Source organism: Halomonas alkalicola (genome assembly GCF_030704205.1).
In the GTDB taxonomy this organism is placed as follows: Bacteria; Pseudomonadota; Gammaproteobacteria; order Pseudomonadales; family Halomonadaceae; genus Halomonas; species Halomonas alkalicola.
In genome coordinates, this window is the sequence record NZ_CP131913.1 from 1,817,340 (window position 1) to 1,838,498 (window position 21,159).

Sequence of the window (21,159 nt, forward strand, 5' to 3'; positions counted from 1 at the left end):
TAGGGAGCGTTAACAATTAGGCCAGCCATATGACGGCGGATACAAGGTTGAGTAGCGACTGGTAGTTTCTCGCCAGTCGCTCATAGCGTGTTGCCAGCCGCCTGAACTGCTTGATTTTCTGGAAGAACCTTTCTACCAGGTTGCGATCCTTGTAACAGTGCCAATCTATCTCGGGGCATTCCAAGCGATTCTTTCTTTCTCGGCGGAATCACCGGCTCGGCGCCCACCGCTCGAATGATGTCCCTCAAAGCGGTGGAATCATACCCCTTGTCGCCAAGCACCGCCGCTGGAGAAAAGCCCGCCAGTAACGCTGGGGCGGCTCCGTACTCAGACGCTTGGCCCGGTGTGAGGATTAGCCGTACCGGGTTGCCGAGGGCATCGACCGCCGCGTGGATCTTGGTGCTCAATCCCCCACGCGATTTCCCCATGGCTTCGGTGCTCTGAGCCGTTTTTTTTTTGCCGCCCCATGCTGATGAACTTTGACGATACTGCCATCTATCATCAGCTGCTCCATGTCGGGATCATCGGCTAATGTGTCGATAACCTGCTGCCAGACCCCCTTCTTAGACCACCGGTTATAGCGCATGTAGACAGTGTGCCAGCGACCGAAGGCGTCGGGCAGATCACGCCAGGGAGCGCCTGTCCGGGCGATCCACAGGACGGCTTCCACGAACAAGCGATTGTCCTTGGCCGTCACCCCGCGATCTGAAGCTTTGCCGGGGAGCATGTGCTCGATGCGCTCCCATTGGTCATCACGTAGCATTAGCCGAGGCATAGATCACCGAAAAATGCTGATATTCTAAATCAGCCCGATCTCCATCGGCAATTGTTAACGCACCCTAGCGGCAGCTCGTGAGTGATGCCGGCGCCACTGTTGCGCATGTAGAGATCAACCTGATTGAGGGTACCCGCTTCCAGGCGCACCAGCGCCTCGCCCGGCTGTCGCCGAGGCCGCTCTCTATGACGGACCTCGACAACTTCGTTTCCACCATGTCCAACAATCATTACTGAAGTCATTTTTTACCCTTCTAGCATTATTAATCCAATTTGCATGATACGCTTCAATACTTACCCCACCCCTTAACATATATGTAATAAATTTTTTAAAACAGCACCTGCTCAGACACCCATAATTATCCGCCATAAACATGTTGCGGCAACCATGTTGCAAGCGGCTTAAAAAACAGAACCATTAGCAACGCTGCAACTTGCAGAACAAGAAACGGAACAATACCTTTGTAAACATCCAAGGTTGAAATCTGGGGCGGAGCAACCCCTTTAATGTAGAAAAGAGCAAATCCCACAGGAGGAGTAAGAAATGAAGTCTGTAAGCAAATAGCAAATAGAACAGCAAACCACACAGGGTCCACGCCAAGTAAAAACACGACTGGTGCAACAAGGGGAAGGATTATTAGCGTTATTTCCACCCAATCAAGAAAGAACCCCAAAAGGAATACAAGAAATAGTATTGAAAGAACTACACCAGTTTCACCGAACGGCAAACCCACTATTAGGTCGCGAATCACATCATCTCCGCCCAACCCTCGAAGAACTGAAGCAAAAATGGTTGCCCCTATGAATATTGCAAAAATGAATGCTGTTGTCCGACTCGTTTGATACAGCGCTTTCCGGAACATTCCCACGCTGAATTTACCAAAAACCATCGCTAGCAAAACTGCTCCGAGCACACCAACAGCAGATGCCTCTGTTGTAGTAGCAAACCCGGTGAATATCGACCCCAATACGGCAAATATTAAGGCTAGCGGCGGTATGACTGCAATAAATACGTCCAGTAATATTTTAGGGCTAAAACCCTCTTTTTGGGAAATCGCAGGAGCCAAGTCTTCATCCAAAAACGAGGCGATTAAAATATAGATTATGTACATTGCACCAAGCATTAACCCTGGAATTAAAGCGCCCATAAACAATTTTCCAACTGAAGCATCCGGCGTTCCTAGCCTATCAGCCATGATGACCAACATGATGCTTGGAGGAATTAATATCCCTAGGGTTCCAACTGAACAAGCGGTTCCAACAGCAAGTGATTTATTGTATTTTGCATCGAGCATGGGCTGCAAAGATAACAATCCCAGCATTGCCACCGAGGCGCCCACAATCCCTGTTGACGCTGCCAAAAGAATACCAACAATTACTACAGTAATCGCGTAACTCCCCCTCATCCCGTTCATAACCCTTACTATTGAAGACATAGTTCTTTGAGCAACCCCAGAGCAATCGAGAACAATCCCCATTAGTATAAACAAAGGCAAGGCAACCATTAGCTCATTGGCTACCACCGAATATATTCTTCCTGGCATAACGCCAATTGTCCCGGCCCAGGTGAACCACAAATCCGCACTAAAATACTCAACTAAAACATGACCAATAACGGCAAACAAAAACCCCGAAGCTGCCAGCGCCCAAGCCACAGGAAGTCCCACCAGCAATAAAACCATGAAACAAAAAAACATCAAAAATACAAGCAACTGTTCCATAGACACACCTTTACATGATTTTATTTTTTGGACGGCCTGTACACTAATATTCTCACAGCAGCCTTTTTGGGAACCCAACGACTAGAGTAAAAAGTCGAGATGCTCTCGAGAGAAGTGCTATTGTTAACAACACCAATCCGGCTGGAAATATTGTTTTTATGATAAATCGGTAAGGCAGCCCGCTCGCAGCAACGGACCTTTCTCCTTGAGCCCAAGATCGATAGGCATATTCGAACAAGTCAACTGTAATTATCAAAAGAATTGGAAACACGAGAAAAACAAGTAACAATAGCTCAATCCAGCATTGTGCTTTCAACGACATTTTTTCAAAAAACACATCAACGCGAACATGCTCGTTGGTTACAACGCTATAGGCCATGGTCAGCATCATTCCAGCCCCAAAAAAATGCCAGGCCAACTCCTCAATGGCAATAGAGCCAGAATTAAGAAAAAACCGGCCCACCACGTTACTGAGTACAACTAACAGGGTTCCCACCCAAAGCCAGGAGAAAACTCGGCTTATACTAACAACAGCCCCGTCTGTTAGGCGCGAGAAATAATTCTCCGGTAAATTAGAGCTTGGCTCAGGGGGCAGGATATCCGGTAGCCTAGTGGAACCTGGACCAGGGTTATGTGGCATTCGCTAATCCCCAAGATAAATTTTACTGGTTTGAGGGGCGAATCTCACGCCCCTCCTTTACCCTGTTTATTTTATTCTGCGAGGAAGCTTTCCCTTGGGAGGTAGCCCTTGTAATGCCACTCTCCAAAAAGCTCCATCCACTTTTGCTGACTTTCCATAACAGTCCTAAACATATCATCGCGCTCGGCAACCTCAGCGACAACTTCCTCACTCACTTCTTTCAGTGACTGGAGAATTTCGTCTGAGAAGCGCCCCACTTTAACCCCTTTTTCTTCGAAATATTGAAGGGCGTGTGAGTTGGAAAACTCACTCTCTGCGTAAGCGTCAAGCACTGTTGATCTACAAGCCACATCAATTTGGCTGCGAGTTTGATCAGACAAATTTCGCCATGCCTCCCCGTTGACTAGGAGGTGAAGTGTGGTCGCACTTTGGTGCCATCCCGGCATATAGTAGTGACTGACAATCTCATGCATACCTAGAACAGGATCTGCCGCCGGAGAAGAGAATTCAGTAGCGTCTATTGTTCCACGCTCCATCGTTTGATAAAAATCGCCTGCTGGAATAAGGTTGACGGACACTCCCAGCCTCTCCATGACCTGGCCGCCAATCCCTGCAAACCTCATTCGCAACCCTTTAAAGTCTTCTACGGACTCAATTGGCTTGTTATACCAGCCAGCACCTTCGGGGCCTACGATACCACAAAGGATCGGGTGGACATCGTAAGGCTCATAGGCCTTCTCTAAAAGATCCTTTCCTTCATCAAAATAATGCCATGCAAGATACCCAGGTGGTTCAAGTCCAAAAGGGACGCCACCACCAAACAAGTTTAGTACTGGCATAGAACCTGCGTCATAACCAACCCATGTGTAACCGGCCATATATCTGCCTTGCGACACTGAATCAAGAATTTCGAACGGGGGGATTAATTCTCCCGGCTCGTATATTCTTAGCTGCACACTATCCCCTGAAATTTCACCAACCGTTTGCACCATTTTCTTAACTGGCGTACCAATTGCCGGAAGATTAGATGGAAAAGCAATCGGGAGCTGCCAACGAACTCGATCTTGGGCGCTGGCCACTGTCGTTAAAACTAGGCAACCAGCGACAGAAGCTATTTTAACAGATCTTTTTAGGCTGTCATTGTTGAAACATTTCTTGTTTTTCATTGTCGTGCTCCTTTTTCTTTATTTTATTTGTTACTTGGGAAGTTAATGGAATAGATGCTTGACTCCGCACTCCCTGGCCAGCGCTGCGAAAAAGTCTTAATTTTTGTATAGAATCTTACGGCATCTGGCCCAAACAAGTGCCCATCCCCGAACTTTGAACGCCGAAGACCTCCAAAATTATGGTAACCAGCCGGAACCGGGACGGGTACATTAATCCCTATCATGCCTGCCTCCACAAGCTCACCAAACTTGCTAGCAGAATAGCCGTCTCGCGTATAGATTACAGCTCCATTCCCATATTCATGGGTGTTAGTGATTTCAATGGCATGATCTAAGCTGGATGCGCGCAACACTCCTCGCACTGGGGCAAAAACCTCCTTCTTATAGAAATCCATGTCGGTTGTGATACCATCGAGTAGGCTTGGGCCGATATAAAAGCCTCCCTTCTTACCCTTAACTTCAACCCCCCGCCCATCTACTAGGATTTTTGCGCCTGCTGCAATCGCATCCTCAAGAGCCTTTTCCGCCATATCTTTAGATTGCTGACTAATCACAGCCCCAAAATCGGCATGAGGCGTATCGTAGCTGCCGACCTTTAATTCTTTTATTTTTGGCACAATTAGTTCAATAAGCTTACTTGCTGTTTCTTCACCAACAGGAATGAGTAGAGATATTGCCATACACCTTTGACTAGCAGACCCATATCCAGCGCTTACAAATGCGTTAGCAGCAGCTTCAAGGTCTGCATCAGGCATGACAATCATATGGTTTTTACCGCCAGTGAATGACATCACTCGCTTATTGTATTGACTGCCTTTTTGGTAGATGTACTCGCCAATAGGAGTGGAACCGACAAAGCTGACAGCTGCGATACCGGGGTGTTCAAGCATTGCATCTACTGCTTCTCTGTCACCATTGACCACATTCCAAACCCCATCAGGTAGCCCAGCATCTTTTAGCAACTCCCCAAGTTTAATGGCGCTAGAAGGCACTTTTTCAGACGGTTTAAGCACCACGGAGTTCCCACAAGCAATGGCCATTGTAGCCATCATCAATGGAACCATAACCGGGAAGTTAAATGGGGCAATACAACCTACTACACCCAAAGCCTCTCGAGTTGAGAAAACATCAATCCCACCACCGACATTTCGTGAATACTCCCCTTTTGAAAGGTGTGGTTCGTTTGTGGCAAACTCGATTGACTCAACAGCGCGGGCTATTTCACCCTTTGCATCATCAATAGTCTTTCCGTGCTCTACACCAATCAACACGGCGAGCTCATGTGTATTTTCAAGAACAATTTGCCTGAACTTGTATATCACCTCAATCCGTCTCGCGTGTGACATTGACTTCCATGCTTTTCCCGCTTCTGCAGCCACGGACACTGCAGCATCAACCGTTGCACTATCTGCATAAGCACATGGATAGAGTTTCTCACCAGTAGATGGGTTAAAAACAAAACCCTCTCGCTCACCATGCCCGGGATCAGACTTTCCATTAATATAGTGAAGTACTTTTTTCATTTTACAGCCCTCTTAAATTTCAGAATTATATAGATTCACAACGGAAGAAAAGTCCTTTCCTGCATACTCAGGAGATTGCTGCATATGAAGAGAAAGAAGACTTTTAGCAATTGATGCCATGGGAACAGCGGCTTGATTCTCTGCAGCACTAGAAGTTGCTAGATTTAAATCTTTTAGCATTAATCGCAGCTGGAACCCACCATCGAAGTCTTTACTAGCAGGTGTATTTTTATCCACCCCAGGCCACGGATTCCAATTTTCAATCATGAAGTTTTGCCCTGAGCTCTGATTGATAACACTGGAGAGGACGGAAGGATCTATTCCGCTTTTTACACCGAATGCTAGAGTCTCAGCGGTAGCCACCATTAGAGAAGCAGCCAGCATATTATTGCATATCTTTACTGACTGCCCCGCACCATTTCCACCAACGTGAAACAGTGACTTACCCATAGCATTAAGAATTGGCTTACAGTTCATGAAAGTTTTTAAATCGCCACCCACCATGAATGAAAGCATCCCCTTTTCAGCTCCTGCTGTCCCACCTGACACAGGAGCATCAAGCATTTTTAACCCTTTATCTTTCGCACGCTCAGCAACTCGCCGAGCTGTGTGAGGGGAAATGGTGGAGCAATCGATTAATATAGTACCAGGAGTAGCACAATCTATTAAGGCACCCTGCCCCAAATACAAATCCTCTACATGCCGATCCTCGGGCAACATTGTAATTACAACATCTGCTTCAAGCAGAGCATCGGCCGCACTTTTTGCGGGCTTAACCCCACCTTCTTCACAACGGGCTAGCGCTTCCGGATTCATGTCAAAAGCTCGGACAGAGTAACCGGCTTTTACAAGGCAAAGTGACATGGGCCCTCCCATGTTACCAAGGCCTATGAATGCGATTTTTTCCATTTCTACCTCGGCACTATTTTTTTTGGATGCCAAACAAGTTGAAGTCAAACAACTCACACAAGCATTCAGCCATATCCATGGCCTGCACCACAGACAAAAAATTGCTTTTTCTTGGTATTTTCTTGCCATGGCCAGGGTTAGATCTTGTACTTTGGTAGCACTCTGAGCGTCTCAAGCGCGAGTTATCGTCAAATCTGGTGGATGGCGATCAGGCCGCATTCCTGTCTGATTGATCGGTTACCTGCTCTCCATCCTGGAACTTGACGTTGCTAACGACCAATTCCAGCTTCTGGAAGTGCTTGATCCTCCTCCATCGCTTTTGGGCGCTCTGGAGCAGCTTGAAGACCATCGCCAGGGTCGTCGCTCGGGAGCCGCAGTTCCGGCTCCGCTTGGTCCTCAGCCGGACCGTGGCGAAGGTCGACTCGATCGGGTTGGTGGTGCGTATATGCACCCAGTGCTCTGCCGGGTAGTCGTAAAACGCCAGCAGCTCGTCCCGATCCTTGGCCAGGCACGCCATCGCCTTGGGGTACTTGGCCTCGAAACGTTTCACCGTGCGATCAAAAGCCTTGTGCGCCCCGTCGCGGGTCTCGGCCATCCAGATGTCATGGAGGTCAGCCTTGACCTTCGGCTGAACAGATTTCGGCAGCTTGTTCAGCACGTTAGCCGTCTTGTGGACCCAGCAGCGCTGATGCTCGGTTGCCGGGTAAATCTTGCTCAGCGCCGCCCAGAACCCCATGGCACCGTCGCCTACTGCCAGCTTGGGAGCCTGAGTCAAGCCACGCTCTCGCAGACCTGTCAGCAGGGTCTCCCAGCTGGCTGCCGACTCGCGGAAGCCGTCCTCGATAGCCACCAGCTCCTTGCGGCCCTGCTCGGTGACGCCGATGATCACCAGCAGGCACAGGCGGTCGCCCATGCGGATGTGGCTGTACACGCCGTCGGCCCACCAGCAGACGTAGCGTTTGTCGGCAAGGTCCCGCTTCTGCCACTCGGCATGCTCGTCTTCCCACTGCTTCTTGAGCCGTGACACCGTGTTGGCTGACAACCCCTTGGCCTGGTCGCCCAGCAGCGCCGCCAGGGCCTCCTGATAGTCGCCGGTGGAGATCCCCTTCAGGTAGAGCCAGGGGATCAGCTCCTCGATGCTGCGGGCCCGCTTCAGGTAGGGCGGCAGCAGGCTGCTGTTGAAGCGGGCGCCACCGCCGCTGCGGTCACGCACCTTGGGCACCTGCACGCTGACATCTCCGATCCCGGTCTGGACCGTGCGCTCAGGCAGGTAACCGTTGCGGACCACGGCCTGGCGGCCATCGTCGAGCCGCTGATCAGCATACTGTGACAGGAAGGTGGCCAACTCAGCCTCGACGGCCTTGGCGATCAGGTCACGGGCGCCTTGGCGCAGCAGCTCGTGCAGCGGGTCAGCGACCTGGGGTTCTGGTTGTGAAAGAGCCGGGAGGGTAGAATCGGTCATGGCGTATCCACTCGTGTTGATTGAGATCTTGGTCGTGATCAATCAACAGGATACGCCACCCATCCTACCGCCTCCCGTACACCAGAAATCACCATAGCTCTCAAGCGCCTGCTACATCGTTGCATAGCCAATATTGAAGCTATGAGGGGGGGGGGGAGGTAAGCATCCTCCGAACACCACAGGTTCATAACCCGACAGCGTCAATCCGGCTTATTCATGAGGGCGCAGGTTGAGAGAATTGGAGGCCCTTACTGCAAACGCTGTCAGGAGCCATAGAAAACTGCCTCCCAGGAGACACGGGAAATTGCCCCTCCGAGATCTCACCAGGAGGGTCCATCCACGCAGCATCCCAGATATAACGTTCCCCATACTCAGGTACGAGGGGAGCCGATGCAGAGCCCAAACGATGTCGCGGCCATGCTCCGCTTGAAGTCCTGTGGTTGGGGCATCAAGTGTATCGCTGACGATGTCAACGTCAGCGAATGTTGTCCGCCCCCCCCCCCGATCATAAGCCTGCACTCATCGGAACAGAGTCAAGGGCGTATGAGGTCTCGTCCTCCTTTGTCATCGGTGTGGTCACCAATCCGGCTCGACGCTTGTCCTTCATCCGGTAGCTCACGCCTTTGATGTTCAGCGTGGTCGAGTGAGAGTGATACAGCAGCCGATCCAGAATCGCCGTGGCAATAGCGAGGTCGATATCGACGGACAGCCGCGGGAAGGGCTGGACGAAGAGGTTGATGGCCGTGCCACCCTTGAGGGCAAAGCAGGGCTCGTCGTTCAGAAAAGGCAACAGCGCGACCAGCAGGCGCACCTGTTCGTGATAGCGGGCCTCAATGCTCATCCGTGAACGCCTCCGGGACCGTGACCTGATATTCCTTGTCCAACCGCCCTCCCTTGCAGAGCTGCCGCTTGCCCTTCCCCAGGTCGAGGCTGTGGGTTTCAAGTCGATGGTACCAGGCGTGGCCGGCATGGCGAGCTAGTACCAGAAAAGCACGCTTGGTCTTCACTGAGCGGCACCCTGCCAGCAGCGCCTGTAGCCGGCGCGGGCGCAGCGTATTGAGCCCAGTGAAGGTATCCACCAGCTCGCTGCTGAACAGCAGCTCGTTTGGCGTGATGGCGATCCACTCGAGGATAGCGCGCTCCGGCGTCGAGACCCGAAGGGAAAACCCCACCCCAGACGGGTTGTAGTCCGTGAAGCTGCCGGGGAGATCTCCCGGCAGCCCCTTGTCCCGGTGCAGGTCGATAGCCCCGGCCCAGTCGGCTTGCTCCAGCCACAGCGGCAGCTGTGAGCGGCGCTCCGCAGCGTACAGGTGAGTGGTGTCATGCCCCATGGGCAGGTAGTGGGCAAAGCCCTGGAGCGCCAGGGCGGTCTGGCCGCCCGGCCAGAACGGGGGTGTTGCGGGGTCGCTCAGCGCCTGCAGCGCAAAGACCCCGCTCTCCCATGTCAGCGGGTCGCCTGCCCGGCAGTAGGCGCCTCGCCCAAGGCGCTTCAACCAGCCGGCCTCAGTAAGCTTGGCGGCATGGTTGGCGCTGATGCCGTGGTCTTCCAGCCACGCAGTGGTCACCACCGCGCCATGAGGGATCTTCTGCCACAGCTGGTTTATTTTCATCGCCATAGATTGCCTAATCAGCCAACTATGGTGATCATCTTAAACCATAGTGGTTTAACTTTAGCGTCTGAAATTGAAGATTAGGCCAACTTCATCGACTTTTCTAAACCCATGTCTACGTCGTGGGTCCGATACCCCGGGCCTCGTCCAGCCGTTGGGTGATATGCAGCACCGCCTCGAGCTCCGAGCAGCCCTGCTCGCGCATCACGCGCATGCGCTCGGCCTTCTCCTCGCCCTCGGTGCCGGCTAGGGCCAGGTAGAGGCTGGGGGGCACCACCCGGAACAGCGCCTCCAGGCGCCCTGAGAGCACTACCCCCTCCGTGTACTTCTTCGAGACCTTGGTGGCGGAGGCCATCAGCTTGCGCTGGGTGGCGGTGAGTTCCTTGAAGCGGCTGACCTGATCGATCTCGTCAGGCGGCATGTAGAGGCACAGCCAGAACTCGATCATGTTGAGTAGCTTGCGGGCTGCGTCCGGAAAGTCCTCGAGGTTCTGGGTAGCCATCCAGATCCAGTGGGAGAGCTTGCGGCCCATCTTGCCCACCTTGACCAGGTAGGGGCTGAGCAGCGGGTTAACGGTGAGCAGGTGGCACTCGTCGATGACCTGGACGATGGGCCGCCCGCTGTACTGGTCGCGCTCGGCCAGGTTGGTGATCATATTGGTCACGCTGATCACTGCCAGGGCGAGCTGGGCCTCGTAGCCCTCCCGGGCGAAGTGGGCCAGGTCGATGATGGTCACGTCGCACTCGGGCCAGGCGGTGCCGGGGCGGTTGAACACCTCGCCGTCGAAGCCGTCGCAGAACAGCCCCATGGCCTCGCCCATGTCATAGGCGCGACGCTGCCGCTCCTCGGGGATCTCCGTGTCGCGGGAGATCGCATAGAGCGCCTCGCGCACGTCCTGGGTCATGCAGTCGCGGCCCTCTTCCCGGCAGCGCTCCGCCGCCCGGTAGATGGCGTCGCGCACCATGCGCCGATCGGCGCGGCGAAACTCCCGCTCCTCCTTGGGATCCCCGCCGGTGATCATCAGCCGGGCGGTGATCTCCATCTCGCCCAGCAGGTCGCGCTCCTCATCGGGCTGCTCCTCTTCCTCCTCCAGGGGCGCCTCCTCAAAGGGATTGGCGTCCTCGGCGTCTCGAGCGAGGCGCCGCTCCTCCACCTCGTTTTCCAGCAGCCGCGTGGCCGCCGCGAACGGCGGCAGTCGGGCCCCGCAGCCCGGCGATAGCTTGACCTGGTTGACGCTCATGCCCTTACGCTCGAAATACTGGCCCAGCAAGCCGAAGCTGTTGCCTACCTCGATGATAAAGAGCCGCGGGCGGTGCATGGCCATGACCTGACTCAGCACGCCGTTCAGGGTGGCCGACTTTGCCGCGCGCCGCCGGTGGGGCCGAACACCAGCATATGGGCGTTGGCCGAGCGGTCCTCGAGATTCAGTGGGTCGAAGCTGAAGGTCTCGCCGCCGCGATTGAAGAATGTCATGCCGGGGTGGCCGGTGCCGCGGCCGCGCCCGAACACCGGCGCCAGGTTGGCCAGGTGGTGGGCGTAATTGAACTGGGTGTACCAGCGATTCTTGCGATCTTGCTCCGGGTCGAAGTTCATCGGCAGCCAGCGCAGGTAGGTGTTCAGGCCGGCGACCTCGTCCTCCGGGTCCACCGGCGAGAGGTTCACCTGCAGCAGCTGAGTGGCCAGCGCCATGCTGCGCTGCTGGAGGTCCTGCTCGTTCTCACCCATCAGGAAGAAAGCCAGGGTGCTCTGATAGAGCTTGTGGTTCTGTCCCAGGTAGCGGCGGGCGGTGTCGCAGTCCTCGCGCACCTGGCGGGCCAGCACGCTGTCGCCCACCGCCTTGCTGTGCAGGCGATTGATATGGTCCTCCAGGGGCTCCTGGGGCGTCGCCACGATGGTCAGCACCGCCTCGGTGCCCTCGGGCAGCTTGTCCATCAGGGCGTTGCTGGCCTGGCCGTCGGAGCGGCGCACCTCGCCGGTGAGGTGGCCCACCACCGGCGCCCGGCGCATCTCCTCCACCACCACGCAGCACTGGGGCAGCCCATCGAACCACCAGAGCCCGGTCTCTACATCGCCCTGGGGCGAGTTGAAGAGCATTCCCTCGGCCAGGTCGTAGTTCCAGGCCACCTCATTGGCATCTTCTGGATAATCGCAAAGGGCGTAGAAGCGCGCCGGATCGTCGGGGGCCAGCCGCGGTCGCGGATTGAAGCGCGGCAGCAACCAGCGGTGAAAGGCGCGCCCGTCATAGCGCTTCAGGCGCAGGCCCGCGCCGTGCAGCGCGGCGGCCAGCCGGTCGTAGACCTGATTGGCGGCCTGCTCGGGGGAGAGCCCCCGCTGACGCTCTCCTGCCTGGCGCTTCTTGCCGAGCCAGCGGTAGAGCACCAGGCGCGTGCGGCGGGTCTGGCCCCGCCAGCGGGTCTGGGTCACCCCGTCATCCTGGAACAGCCCGCCCGGCTTGGAGATCGCCTTGAGGTGGGCGCCCATGCTCGCCAGCCAGTCCTGGGTGAACTCGGTCTCCCGGGCTCGCGGTCGCACATAGTCGCGCATGCGCTCCAGGTCGGGGCGGGCGTCGACCTCATCCTTGACGAAGAGCTGCACCACCCAGGGGTGCTGCTCATACTCCGGCAGGCTGTCCTGAAAGGCGGCCTCGATCTGGTCGCGAATTGCCTCCAGGGACTCCGGGGCGCGGCCCTCGGTGGCGATGGGGAAGACCTCGGCCACCACCCCCACTGAGACCCCGTCTTCCAGCAGAAAGCAGCCCGACTCGGGCAGGTACTCCACCCAGGGCAGGTAGTTGCTGAACGAGGGCGCCCGGCGGAAGTGCGAGCGCAGCTCGGCCACGGAGGGAGCCTTGCCGCGGGGCAGGGCCAGCGGCCGGCCGTTAACGTCGCTGTTGAGCGCGGCCAGCGCCTGCGTCTCGGTCGCCTGCGTCTCGTCCTGCACGGCATCATCCCGGTCTGAGAGCGTGGCTTCCTGCGTCTGGACCGGATCGCTGTTGTTGGCCCGGGCGCTGCCAAACAGCCGGTTCATCAGGTCGTTGAACTTGGACATCAGCGCGCCCTCCCCTCGTTAACCCGGCTCTCCAGCGTTGCGGTCGGGCGAGCGCTCTCGCCGGGCATGGCGTACTGGGTGCGCTGGTAGAGGGGAAACACCGTGGAGTAGCCAGGTACCGGCACCTGCTCGGACCCTGCCAGATGGGGGAAGACGTACATCACCAGATCTGGGTTGGGCAGGCGGCGAAACTGGCTGTAGATCTCGTTGCTGGCGTCGCGGCTGTAGCGCAGCTGCTCGCTGACCAGCTCCGGGCTCTCCAGGGGCCGGCGCAGCTCGCTGCGCACGTCCAGCAGGCGGCGTTCGCCGGTGCTGTGGCCGGCCTGGTTCTGCCAGATCTCCATCATGGTGGTATCGCCCACCGGCATCAGCTCTTCCTGGGAGGTGGCGCAGCCCGCCACCAGCAGGGTGGCCATCAGAGCCGCCAACGGCCTGACGGCGCTTCTGGCGGCATGATTTGTAGAACTACGGCAGATCGAGGACATCCGCGCCCGTGCGGTCATATCGCACCCTCCTTCCTTGTGTCTCGTAGTCGATGGGCAGCTCCCGCTCGATATGGATGGCCACCGGCTGGCCGGGCGGCACATACACGGCATCGAAGGTCTGGCCGAAGCGCTCCTGCACCCACTGGCGCACGTCGGAGACGCCGCCGGCCAGGGCCTGGCTGGCCGCATAGCGGCCGGAGCTGCCGGTGAGGCCGCTGACCACGCCGCCGCTGTCCACGCTGGTGGTGACCTCGCCCATGGCGACGGCATTGGCGCTCTGCTCGGCGGCGCCGAGGATGAAGCTGGTCAACAGGAACTGCTGGGCATTGGTCTTGCGATCCCCGGGGATGCAGGGCAGGCCCCGCGGGTCGGACAGCCAACCGATGGTGGTGCGTCCGGAGGCGTCGCCGGAATTGACGTCCTCCGGGGCCGGCAGGGTGCGCACGGTGCCGTCCTCGAAGACGAAGGTCATCGAGTTGACCTGGCCGCGCACGCAGGAGAGCGTCCAGTCGCCGGTGGCGGTGCCGCTGACGATGGCGCTCTCCACCTCGGGCAGGGTGACGCCGTTGGCGGTGAGGTTCTCGCGGCCGATCACCACCTTGAACGGATAGGGGTCGTTGACGGTGCCATCGATGGGCACCCGGCCCAGCAGCGCCGTCATGGCCACCGAGCCCATCAGGGTGGAGTTCTCCGGCAGCGTATAGACGGGCTCTACGCTGGCTTCATCGTGGCGGCCGGTCACCCGGCTCTCCACCGCACTGGAGCCGCGCTGGGCCGCCTCGCCCAGCTCACCGGCGGCTTCACCGAAGCGGGTCGGGAAGGTGGTCTCGCCGCGCCCACGCTCGTCCTCCTGGGCGTCCAGGGGCTCGACCCAGGTCAGCGCCTGCGCCGAGCCGGGGCCCGAGTAGGCCGTTCCGCTGGGGCCGCCGCCGCCCTCCAGGCCCAGGCCGATGGGCAGGTCATCGTCATCGTCGCGCTGCCCGTCCACCTGGCGGCGCAGCTGGTCCAGCTGACGCTGCAGGGTGCCCAGCATGGAGCTGTCCGGCTGGGACTGGCCGATCTCCTGACGCAGCCGTTCGCGCTCACGGCGCAGCGCCTCGTCGATGGCGCCGTCCACGTCCTGGTTGCGGGTCATCAGCCGCTCGTTCTGGTCGCGCAGCGCCTGGGTTTCCGCCTGGGCCTGCTCCAAGTCGCTGCGCATGGCCTGCACATGGCCGACCAATGTGGCCACGGTATCCCGCGGGGTGTCTCCTTCGATGCCGAGCGCCTGCAGCTCGTCGTCGCTCAGGGTCAGCGTCGGGTCTGCCTCCCCGGTCTCGTCGTCCGTGCTGGGATCGCCGCCGCTACTCAGGCCGCGCACCACGATCAGCAGCACGATCACCAGCAGCGCCGGAACCAGCACCTTCAGCAGGGTGTTGCTGCGCAGGGTCATGAGGTGCCCTCCTCGGCCTTATCCGTCTCCTCCAGCGGGATCAGCGCCCTGTCCAGGCCGCCGCGCCGGGTGACCAGAAAGACCGTGGTAGTGTCCTCCACGGAGCCCCGCGGGGCCAGGTAGGGGTGCATGAAGGTCGCGGAGTAGAACTCCCCCTGCAGCCAGCGCGGGTCGAGCTCGAAGGCGCGTCGCCGGTCGTTGTTCTCCAGCTTCACCGCGGTGACCGTCCAGCCGTCGAGCCGCCAGGCGCCCGGGGGTGTGGCGGTCACCGGCAGCGACGGCAGTAAGGTGCTCAGCGACTCGGGCAGCCGCATGGGCACGCGAGAGACGCCGCGCAGGGGCTCGATGGTCCGCTGGGGCGCATAGAGCGACTGGGCGGCATGCCGGGTCAGCCGCACGGGCACCGGCGTGGCGGTGGCCTGCTGAGCCTCACCGCCTGACGCCTGAGCCGCCGGCCGGGACGCCTCTGACGCCTGTTCTCCGCGGCTACCCGAGGACGCGCCCGTCGAGGCGCGCGAAGCGCTTGCCCTGGCCGGTGACGCCTCGCGGCTGTCCACCACCAGGATCTCCTCGCTGCTGGCTCCCTCCCGGGCCGAGAGGTCCAGCAGCAGCACATCCCCGCTCTCCACGTCCTGCACCCGCACGCGCTGGGTCTCGAAGGCCTCAAAGGCCTTGAGGTAGAGCACGCCCCCGGCGCTCTGGACGCGCAGCACCTCGGGGTTGGCTAGGGCCGGCGGCAGCCCCACCCGCACGTTGCGGTCCAGGGTGACAATGCGCTCCTCATCCACCGGCAGCGGGATCGCCAGGGGGCGGCGCTCCCAGTGCATGATCTCCACCGCCAGGGCGTCGCCGGCCAGCACCGCGCTCGCCAGGCAGGCCAGTATCAGGCGCTTCATAGCAGCTCTCCTTCCTCCTCACGGCCGGGCACCGCCAGGCGCTGCGGGGTGCCCTCGAAGCAGTCCACCTGCAGGCCCCAGGGGTTGCGCTGAGGATCCACGTCGGCGCGCACGATGCGCAGCGGATAGCGAATGAACAGATCGCGCACCGGCGTGCCGGCGTACTGCTCGTCGATGGCCATATCCAGGGTCACCACCCAGGCATCTCGGCTCAGCACCTCGACGGCACTGGCGCGATAGCCGCGCCCGGGGATCTCATAGATGCCGCGCACCCGCCCGGAGAGCTCTTGACGGCGGTTGCGGGTCTCGTAGTCGTTGTCCAGGTAGCGCTGGCAGGAGGGGGTGAGAAAGGGCGAGTAGGCCTGCAGGTTGCGTTGATAGTCGCTCTGGCCGTCGGAGGGCCAGCGGTTGATCTGCTGCCAGACGTAGAACCCGAAGGCGTAGACGCTCGAGGGGTCGACCTCCCACCAGGCGCGGGTGCTGCCGGAGCGCAGGTCGGGCGGATTGTGGATGGTCAGGTTCTCCGGGGCCGACTTCCAGCCCCACCACAGGCCGGCGCTCAGCAGGGCCAGCACCGCGATGACCAGGCGCAGGGTGGTGATATGGGCATCCCGGGCGCTCAGGGCGTGACGAAAGCGACTCATGGCCGTCCTCCCGGCTGGTAGCGCATCCGCCGCCGCGAGTAGGGGCCGGAGCGGGTGATCAGGGTCTCGCCGCCCCACAGCCGGATGCCTTGCCGGGCCAGGCGGAACTGAAGGCTGCGATAGAGCCAGGAGGCGGGACGGCCGCGACGCAGCCGCCGCATGACGGCGCCACCGAAGTAGAGCGCCATGCCGGCACAGGCGAAGGCCACAGTGGGCACCATGGCGATGGCCCCCAGCAGCCAGGCGCCGATCGCGCCCGGCAGCAGGCCCGCGGCCAGGCCGCCCAGGGCCATCATCCCAACCTCATGCCCAGTCATGCCCCGGAACACCACCGGCGCGGCGTTGAGGCGGGTCGGCAGAAAGTCGAGACGGTTGGCCATCAGAGGATCTCCGACGCCTTGGTGGCCAGCCAGATGATGGCGATGATCAGCACCACCCCCACCACAACCACCACGCCGAACTTCGACCATTCGCCGCGCACCCGGGCCTCGTTGAAGGTGGCGATGGCAGCGATGGCCACGATCAGGAAGGCCACCGTGGCCAGGATCAGGCCGCCCAAGGCGCCGAAGTCGAACAGGTAGTTCTGCAGGGTGGTGAGCAGGCCACCCCCCTCCCCTCGCGACGGCGCCTCCATGGAGGGCAGCCCCTGCGCCATGGCCTGGGCCGGCAAGAGCCCCGCCGCGGCCAGGGCGGCAAAGCCCCAGGGTTGGGCATGAGCACGGGCACGAGAAAAGAGTGAACGCACGACAGTCATAACGAGCTCCTTGTTGAATGACGAATTACTGAACGTCGAATTGCTGAATGACGAAAAGGCGAGGCCTGCGGCCTCAGAGGAAAATCCAGAACATCACCACGACCACGACCAGAAAGACGGCGCGCAGGGCGGCGAAGCCGAAGTCGTCGCCGCTGACGCGTCCCTTGGCGTAGCCTCGGTAGGAGGAGATGGCGCTCCAACACGCCCAGAGCAGCACCACGGTGCAGCCCACCCCGGCAATCAGGACGCCCAGGGGTGGCGCCTCGAAGCCGGCACCGGCGGCGAAGGCATCCATCAGTACCGCTCCCGCAGGTAGTCGCCGGCGAGCGGCGCAGGCTGCCGAGGCGGCAAGCGAGGCGGCTCGAGCACGTCATCAATGCCCTCGGCCACCGCCTCGAGGTCACGGCGCAGGCGCGGCACGTCCAGAAAGACGCGGGTGGTGTGGGGGTCGAACTCCCCGACGCGGCCCTCGAGCCGGTCCACGATGCGCTGGATCTGGGCCAGCTGGTCCTGGATCAGGGCCAGATCCTGGCGGGCGATCTCATCGCGCAGGCCGTCGCGCTCGGCGGCATGTGCAATACCGAAATGGGCGGTCAGCAGCGTCAGGAGCAGGGGCGTCAGGGCCCGTGGCAGGCGGCGAAGCGTCATGGCAAGACAGTCCATCCGTTGGCTGGCATTGCCGTCATCCTGTCGCCCGCCGGGGTGTGTCGCAGCAGGAAACCATAAGCGCCGCACACGACGTTTATCTGTGCCCGCTCAATACCCTGGGCACGTAAGCACCGGAGCCCGCACAGGCTCCGGACGATAGCGACGAAGCCACGGAAGGCCCGCGACCTGGGGCCTCAGAGGTACTTCTTGAAGCTCCCCGTGGCGATGCTGACCAGCAGGCCGAAGAGCGCCGCGCAGGGCAGCAGGAAGGCGTTGGGGTGAATGGCGAAGGGCACGCTCAGGTAGAGCAGCCAGCCCACCACGAAGACCGGCGTGATGGCCCGCTTGGCATGGTGGTAGATGAAGGCGGACTCGCGCCCCGCACCGAAGCGGCGCAGGTCACGACGCACCAGGCCGTCGACGAAACCGACCAGGGCCGCCAGGGCGAAGAGCGGCGAGGTCAGCAGCAGGATGACCACCCGGGTCAGGGTCATCAGCGTGACGTAGAGCGCCGCCTGCACATAGACGTGCAGGGTGCCGAGCCAGCCGCCGTGATGGGCGCTGGTCTCGAGCCAGGCCGAGATCCCGCTTTTCACGAACAGCCAGTCGTAGGCGCTGCTGACCGCCCCCGTCGCCAGGGCGACCGGGTCCGAGACCAGCAGCGAACGGGTGAAGGTGGTATCCAGCCGGGCCACCTCCGCTTCCAGGGTCTCTAGGGCGTGCTGGGCTCCAGGCTGGTTCCACCACTGCCAGTGGATCCCTGCCCACTCGATCAGCACCGACATCAGCAGCGAGACCACCAGCACCGCCATGATCTGAAACGGCAGGCCGAACAGCGTGGAGAGCCAGCCGCGTCGGGTTTCCTGGGCGCGCTCTGCCGTGGCCATCTCAGTGCACCCTCACCGGCGTCAGCGAGCAGAGCAGCGACCAGCGGCGGTCGTGGTAGTGCAGGATCAGCCGCCCCTCATGGGGGTGCTCGCCCTGCTCCCACACCGGCGAGAGCCCCTTGCGGTAGGCGCGCTGGGTCAGCTCGACGCGATCGATACCGATGACCACGTAGTCGAGCAGCCCGAACAGGGCCGGCGGCAGCTCACTCAAAGAGCCGCTCTCCAGGGCGACGCTGGAGACGATGGCGGTTGCCGCGGTATCAGGCGTCATGGGCGTTGTCTCGATGTTCATCACGGTTCTCCATCTCTTGGGCCAGCGGCCACTCGTCGAGCAGCTGATACTCGGCCTCCTCGCCCTGCCGGCGCGTTTTGGCCTCGCCCTTGCCATGCTCCTCCCTTCGGGCTTCTGCCTGCGCAGGCGGCGGCTCCTGGGCATCGCGGGCCCGCATCGGGAGTTCAGCCCCTAACTCGCCCAGCTCCAGGTTCACCGGCGGTGGCATCACCGCGGTCCACCACTGCTCGCCGGTGGTGTAGTCGCGCTTCATGCGCTCGGCGAGCTCGGCGATACTGCCGGGAATATCCTCGTGCCTGTCGGGCAGCGGCAAGGGCATGCGCACCTTCCAGAGCTGGCCGCCCTCGAGCAGGGCGAAGGCCTGCCCCTTGGGCAGCGAGACCACGTCCGCCGGCTCGATCATCGGCACCTGCACGGTGCTGATGCGGTCGCCGCCGGAGCTGGTGAAGTCGATATCGTTGGCGATGTCGCTGGAATCCGAGGCCATGCTGACCAGCATGCGGGTGGCCACGTTGACCTGGCGCAGCTGCCGGGTCAGCAGCTCGGCGGTCTTCTCCTCGCGCACCCGCAGCATCACCAGGTTGTTGAAGTTGCCGACCACCTGGCCGGCCTTGGCGGCGTTGCCGATGCGCGCCTCGATGTCGGAGAGGGTCTGGGTGTAGGCGGTGACCTGGATGCCGGCGCCGCCCCCCTTGTTGATGAGCGGGATGAACTCGTCGCCCATCAGCTCGTTGAACTCGTCGCAGTGCAGGTTGATCGGCACCTTGCCCATGCGCTTGCCGTTCACCGCCGGCAGGCCGTCATCGATGCCGTGCTTGTAGATATGGCCGGCCACCGAGACCAGGTCGGCGAACATGGAGTTGCCCACCGCCTGGGCCACCTCGAAATCAGACATGGCATCCAGGCCCACGTAGACGATGCCGCGCTTACGGATGATCTGCTGCCAGTCGATGATTGGCCGAGGGTCTTCGATGTCGTCATAGTCCGGCGAAAGCAGCTCGGCGATGCGCCCGGTGGTCAGCTTCTCCAGCAGCGGCAGCAGGCTCGCCACGATCTTGTCGAAGTAGGTCTTGTCGTAGCGCACGGCGCTGCGCAGTCCCTCGAGCACCGCGTCCACCACCTTGACCTGCTGCAGGTACTGCTCGATGGCCACGACCCGCTTGTCGCGGCCCTGAAACTGGCGGGGGATGTTCTTGTCGTTGAGCTTGCCCTCGATGGTGGTGATGCGCTCCCAGGCGTGCTGGTCGTGGCGGGTCAGGGTCTGCTGGGCGTACTCGATCATCAGGCCGTCGATGTTCACCACGTCCGAGAGGATCTGCTCGTAGGTGGGGCGCTGCCCCAGGGCATGACGGGCCCGGGCCACGATGTTGACGAAGCGCCAGGCGAACTCACGGAAGGCGGCGCTGTTGCCCTCCCCTGAGAGCTGGCCGGCGAGCCGGGTGGCCACCTCGGAGATGCGCCCGAAACGGCCCACGGCGTTATAGCGCGCCGAGATATCCGGCCAGCCCAGGTGGAAGACGTAGAATGAATCGCCACGGCCCGCCCGCTGCGCCTCGGCATACATGCGGATCATCAGGTCGGCGTCGCCCTTGGGATCGAAGGCGATGACCACGTCGCCGCGATGGATGTCCTGAGTGATCAGGATCTCGGCGAGCCGGGTCTTGCCGACCCGGGTGGTACCCTCCACCAGGGTGTGACCGACCCGCTCCCCCAGGGGCAGGTAGACGTCGCGTTCTTTCCACTCCACGGCGTGGAGTGCCGCCATGCCGCCCACCGGCGGCAGCGGGCGCACCGGATTCCAGGGCACGTCCGCGGCGAGCAGCTTCACCAACGGCCAACCGGCCCTATAGCGCTCCAGCCGGTTCTCCAGCTCCCGGGCGACGCGGTAGGCGGGCCCCGGGCGCAGATAGCGCTGCACGTGAGGCTGCTGGCTCTCATGCAGCCGCTGGGTGTGGCGCGCCTCCCACTTGAAGCCCTTGCCCATCCACAGCAGCCGCTGGCTGACCGGGATCTGCCGGCTGCGCAGCGCGAAGCGCGGCAGACGCTTCATGTTGCGGCGGTACCGCAGCACCACCCAGGCCTGCCGGGCACGCCACAGCCCGAAAGCGGCGAAACCCGCCGCCATGCCGTAGCCCACGCTGGGCGATAGAGCCAGGGACCAGGGCGCCATGATGCAGAGCACCGCACAGGCCAGGCAGACCAGGGCGGTGTTGAGCTCTACCGCCGGGCGCAGCAGCGCCTCCAGAGGGTGTGTCTGGTTCATCGTGC

General features: G+C 60.4%; 23 protein-coding genes and 1 pseudogene. All 24 read right to left on the reverse strand.

Going from position 1 to position 21,159, the window contains the following annotated elements; translation table 11 throughout:
- Positions 1-16 precede the first annotated feature (16 nt).
- Positions 17-184 carry a transposase gene (locus B6N23_RS17120; protein ID WP_439649810.1) on the reverse strand — a complete coding sequence of 56 codons (168 nt, stop codon included), beginning with the start codon at positions 182-184 and terminating at the stop codon, positions 17-19.
- Positions 185-242: 58 nt separating this feature from the next.
- A pseudogene (locus B6N23_RS17125) lies at positions 243-428 on the reverse strand (transposase); the annotation flags it as partial.
- Entirely contained in the window at positions 404-763 is a 360-nt protein-coding gene (locus B6N23_RS17130) for an IS5 family transposase (RefSeq protein ID WP_439649811.1), read from the reverse strand. The gene B6N23_RS17130 and the pseudogene B6N23_RS17125, both read right to left, overlap by 25 nt.
- Positions 764-1,133: 370 nt before the next feature.
- A complete protein-coding gene (locus B6N23_RS08625; RefSeq protein WP_305497836.1) occupies positions 1,134-2,501 on the reverse strand; it encodes a TRAP transporter large permease in 1,368 nt (455 codons plus the stop codon).
- Positions 2,502-2,547: 46 nt separating this feature from the next.
- Complete coding sequence (locus B6N23_RS08630) at positions 2,548-3,135, reverse strand: TRAP transporter small permease subunit (RefSeq protein WP_305497837.1); 588 nt, start codon at positions 3,133-3,135, stop codon at positions 2,548-2,550.
- A gap of 71 nt (positions 3,136-3,206) precedes the next feature.
- Positions 3,207-4,301 carry a TRAP transporter substrate-binding protein gene (locus B6N23_RS08635; RefSeq protein ID WP_305497839.1) on the reverse strand — a complete coding sequence of 365 codons (1,095 nt, stop codon included), beginning with the start codon at positions 4,299-4,301 and terminating at the stop codon, positions 3,207-3,209.
- A 23-nt stretch (positions 4,302-4,324) separates the two neighbouring features.
- Positions 4,325-5,824 carry a CoA-acylating methylmalonate-semialdehyde dehydrogenase gene (locus B6N23_RS08640; RefSeq protein ID WP_305497841.1) on the reverse strand — a complete coding sequence of 500 codons (1,500 nt, stop codon included), beginning with the start codon at positions 5,822-5,824 and terminating at the stop codon, positions 4,325-4,327.
- Positions 5,825-5,836: 12 nt separating this feature from the next.
- Positions 5,837-6,862 (reverse strand): 3-hydroxyisobutyrate dehydrogenase, encoded by a 1,026-nt coding sequence (mmsB, locus tag B6N23_RS08645; RefSeq protein WP_305497843.1) that lies wholly within the window; start codon positions 6,860-6,862, stop codon positions 5,837-5,839.
- Between the two features lie 79 nt (positions 6,863-6,941).
- On the reverse strand, positions 6,942-8,195 hold the full coding sequence (locus B6N23_RS08650; protein WP_305503756.1) for an IS256 family transposase: 1,254 nt from the start codon (positions 8,193-8,195) through the stop codon (positions 6,942-6,944).
- Positions 8,196-8,700: 505 nt separating this feature from the next.
- Positions 8,701-9,036: a nucleotidyl transferase AbiEii/AbiGii toxin family protein gene (locus B6N23_RS17135; protein ID WP_379686408.1), complete on the reverse strand. Its 336-nt coding sequence runs from the start codon at positions 9,034-9,036 to the stop codon at positions 8,701-8,703.
- Positions 9,026-9,811, reverse strand: coding sequence for a type IV toxin-antitoxin system AbiEi family antitoxin domain-containing protein (locus B6N23_RS08665; RefSeq protein ID WP_439649812.1), 786 nt, complete (start codon positions 9,809-9,811; stop codon positions 9,026-9,028). The genes B6N23_RS17135 and B6N23_RS08665 overlap by 11 nt, the downstream gene beginning before the upstream one ends.
- 109 nt (positions 9,812-9,920) lie before the next feature.
- Positions 9,921-11,129 carry a conjugative transfer ATPase gene (locus B6N23_RS08670; RefSeq protein ID WP_305497847.1) on the reverse strand — a complete coding sequence of 403 codons (1,209 nt, stop codon included), beginning with the start codon at positions 11,127-11,129 and terminating at the stop codon, positions 9,921-9,923.
- Positions 11,130-11,149: 20 nt separating this feature from the next.
- Complete coding sequence (locus B6N23_RS08675; protein ID WP_305497849.1) at positions 11,150-12,853, reverse strand: conjugative transfer ATPase; 1,704 nt, start codon at positions 12,851-12,853, stop codon at positions 11,150-11,152.
- Positions 12,853-13,269: a TIGR03751 family conjugal transfer lipoprotein gene (locus B6N23_RS08680; protein ID WP_305497858.1), complete on the reverse strand. Its 417-nt coding sequence runs from the start codon at positions 13,267-13,269 to the stop codon at positions 12,853-12,855. The genes B6N23_RS08675 and B6N23_RS08680 overlap by 1 nt, the downstream gene beginning before the upstream one ends.
- A 49-nt stretch (positions 13,270-13,318) precedes the next feature.
- Positions 13,319-14,770 carry a TIGR03752 family integrating conjugative element protein gene (locus B6N23_RS08685; protein ID WP_305497864.1) on the reverse strand — a complete coding sequence of 484 codons (1,452 nt, stop codon included), beginning with the start codon at positions 14,768-14,770 and terminating at the stop codon, positions 13,319-13,321.
- Positions 14,767-15,666 (reverse strand): TIGR03749 family integrating conjugative element protein, encoded by a 900-nt coding sequence (locus B6N23_RS08690; RefSeq protein ID WP_305497866.1) that lies wholly within the window; start codon positions 15,664-15,666, stop codon positions 14,767-14,769. The genes B6N23_RS08685 and B6N23_RS08690 overlap by 4 nt, the downstream gene beginning before the upstream one ends.
- The gene (locus B6N23_RS08695; RefSeq protein ID WP_305497868.1) at positions 15,663-16,310 is read right to left on the reverse strand and encodes a PFL_4703 family integrating conjugative element protein; all 648 of its coding nucleotides are present in this window, start codon (positions 16,308-16,310) and stop codon (positions 15,663-15,665) included. The genes B6N23_RS08690 and B6N23_RS08695 overlap by 4 nt, the downstream gene beginning before the upstream one ends.
- Complete coding sequence (locus B6N23_RS08700; protein WP_163559715.1) at positions 16,307-16,690, reverse strand: TIGR03750 family conjugal transfer protein; 384 nt, start codon at positions 16,688-16,690, stop codon at positions 16,307-16,309. The genes B6N23_RS08695 and B6N23_RS08700 overlap by 4 nt, the downstream gene beginning before the upstream one ends.
- Positions 16,690-17,064 carry a TIGR03745 family integrating conjugative element membrane protein gene (locus B6N23_RS08705; protein ID WP_305497873.1) on the reverse strand — a complete coding sequence of 125 codons (375 nt, stop codon included), beginning with the start codon at positions 17,062-17,064 and terminating at the stop codon, positions 16,690-16,692. The genes B6N23_RS08700 and B6N23_RS08705 overlap by 1 nt, the downstream gene beginning before the upstream one ends.
- A 73-nt stretch (positions 17,065-17,137) precedes the next feature.
- Entirely contained in the window at positions 17,138-17,359 is a 222-nt protein-coding gene (locus B6N23_RS08710; protein WP_305497875.1) for a TIGR03758 family integrating conjugative element protein, read from the reverse strand.
- The gene (locus B6N23_RS08715; protein ID WP_253447972.1) at positions 17,359-17,712 is read right to left on the reverse strand and encodes an integrative conjugative element protein, RAQPRD family; all 354 of its coding nucleotides are present in this window, start codon (positions 17,710-17,712) and stop codon (positions 17,359-17,361) included. Before B6N23_RS08715 ends, B6N23_RS08710 begins: the two co-directional genes overlap by 1 nt.
- 194 nt (positions 17,713-17,906) lie before the next feature.
- Entirely contained in the window at positions 17,907-18,599 is a 693-nt protein-coding gene (locus B6N23_RS08720) for a TIGR03747 family integrating conjugative element membrane protein (RefSeq protein ID WP_305497878.1), read from the reverse strand.
- Position 18,600: 1 nt separating this feature from the next.
- Positions 18,601-18,891 (reverse strand): hypothetical protein, encoded by a 291-nt coding sequence (locus B6N23_RS08725; RefSeq protein ID WP_299310630.1) that lies wholly within the window; start codon positions 18,889-18,891, stop codon positions 18,601-18,603.
- On the reverse strand, positions 18,860-21,154 hold the full coding sequence (gene traD / locus B6N23_RS08730; protein WP_305497883.1) for a type IV conjugative transfer system coupling protein TraD: 2,295 nt from the start codon (positions 21,152-21,154) through the stop codon (positions 18,860-18,862). Before traD ends, B6N23_RS08725 begins: the two co-directional genes overlap by 32 nt.
- Positions 21,155-21,159 lie beyond the last annotated feature (5 nt).

What these genes read in the sequence shown, in the direction of transcription:
- B6N23_RS17135 (WP_379686408.1), bottom strand. Translation starts at nt 9,036, where the DNA reads ATGAGCATTGAGGCCCGCTATCACGAACAGGTGCGCCTGCTGGTCGCG.
- B6N23_RS08665 (WP_439649812.1), bottom strand. Translation starts at nt 9,811, where the DNA reads ATGGCGATGAAAATAAACCAGCTGTGGCAGAAGATCCCTCATGGCGCG.
- B6N23_RS08700 (WP_163559715.1), bottom strand. Translation starts at nt 16,690, where the DNA reads ATGGCCAACCGTCTCGACTTTCTGCCGACCCGCCTCAACGCCGCGCCG.
- B6N23_RS08630 (WP_305497837.1), bottom strand. Translation starts at nt 3,135, where the DNA reads ATGCCACATAACCCTGGTCCAGGTTCCACTAGGCTACCGGATATCCTG.
- B6N23_RS08675 (WP_305497849.1), bottom strand. Translation starts at nt 12,853, where the DNA reads ATGTCCAAGTTCAACGACCTGATGAACCGGCTGTTTGGCAGCGCCCGG.
- B6N23_RS08715 (WP_253447972.1), bottom strand. Translation starts at nt 17,712, where the DNA reads ATGACGCTTCGCCGCCTGCCACGGGCCCTGACGCCCCTGCTCCTGACG.
- B6N23_RS08670 (WP_305497847.1), bottom strand. Translation starts at nt 11,129, where the DNA reads ATGGCCATGCACCGCCCGCGGCTCTTTATCATCGAGGTAGGCAACAGC.
- B6N23_RS08690 (WP_305497866.1), bottom strand. Translation starts at nt 15,666, where the DNA reads ATGAAGCGCCTGATACTGGCCTGCCTGGCGAGCGCGGTGCTGGCCGGC.
- B6N23_RS08705 (WP_305497873.1), bottom strand. Translation starts at nt 17,064, where the DNA reads ATGACTGTCGTGCGTTCACTCTTTTCTCGTGCCCGTGCTCATGCCCAA.
- B6N23_RS08695 (WP_305497868.1), bottom strand. Translation starts at nt 16,310, where the DNA reads ATGAGTCGCTTTCGTCACGCCCTGAGCGCCCGGGATGCCCATATCACC.
- B6N23_RS08635 (WP_305497839.1), bottom strand. Translation starts at nt 4,301, where the DNA reads ATGAAAAACAAGAAATGTTTCAACAATGACAGCCTAAAAAGATCTGTT.
- B6N23_RS08725 (WP_299310630.1), bottom strand. Translation starts at nt 18,891, where the DNA reads ATGAACATCGAGACAACGCCCATGACGCCTGATACCGCGGCAACCGCC.
- B6N23_RS08680 (WP_305497858.1), bottom strand. Translation starts at nt 13,269, where the DNA reads ATGGCCACCCTGCTGGTGGCGGGCTGCGCCACCTCCCAGGAAGAGCTG.
- B6N23_RS08710 (WP_305497875.1), bottom strand. Translation starts at nt 17,359, where the DNA reads ATGGATGCCTTCGCCGCCGGTGCCGGCTTCGAGGCGCCACCCCTGGGC.
- B6N23_RS08650 (WP_305503756.1), bottom strand. Translation starts at nt 8,195, where the DNA reads ATGACCGATTCTACCCTCCCGGCTCTTTCACAACCAGAACCCCAGGTC.
- traD (WP_305497883.1), bottom strand. Translation starts at nt 21,154, where the DNA reads ATGAACCAGACACACCCTCTGGAGGCGCTGCTGCGCCCGGCGGTAGAG.
- mmsB (WP_305497843.1), bottom strand. Translation starts at nt 6,862, where the DNA reads ATGGCAAGAAAATACCAAGAAAAAGCAATTTTTTGTCTGTGGTGCAGG.
- B6N23_RS08685 (WP_305497864.1), bottom strand. Translation starts at nt 14,770, where the DNA reads ATGACCCTGCGCAGCAACACCCTGCTGAAGGTGCTGGTTCCGGCGCTG.
- B6N23_RS17130 (WP_439649811.1), bottom strand. Translation starts at nt 763, where the DNA reads ATGCTACGTGATGACCAATGGGAGCGCATCGAGCACATGCTCCCCGGC.
- B6N23_RS08640 (WP_305497841.1), bottom strand. Translation starts at nt 5,824, where the DNA reads ATGAAAAAAGTACTTCACTATATTAATGGAAAGTCTGATCCCGGGCAT.
- B6N23_RS08720 (WP_305497878.1), bottom strand. Translation starts at nt 18,599, where the DNA reads ATGGCCACGGCAGAGCGCGCCCAGGAAACCCGACGCGGCTGGCTCTCC.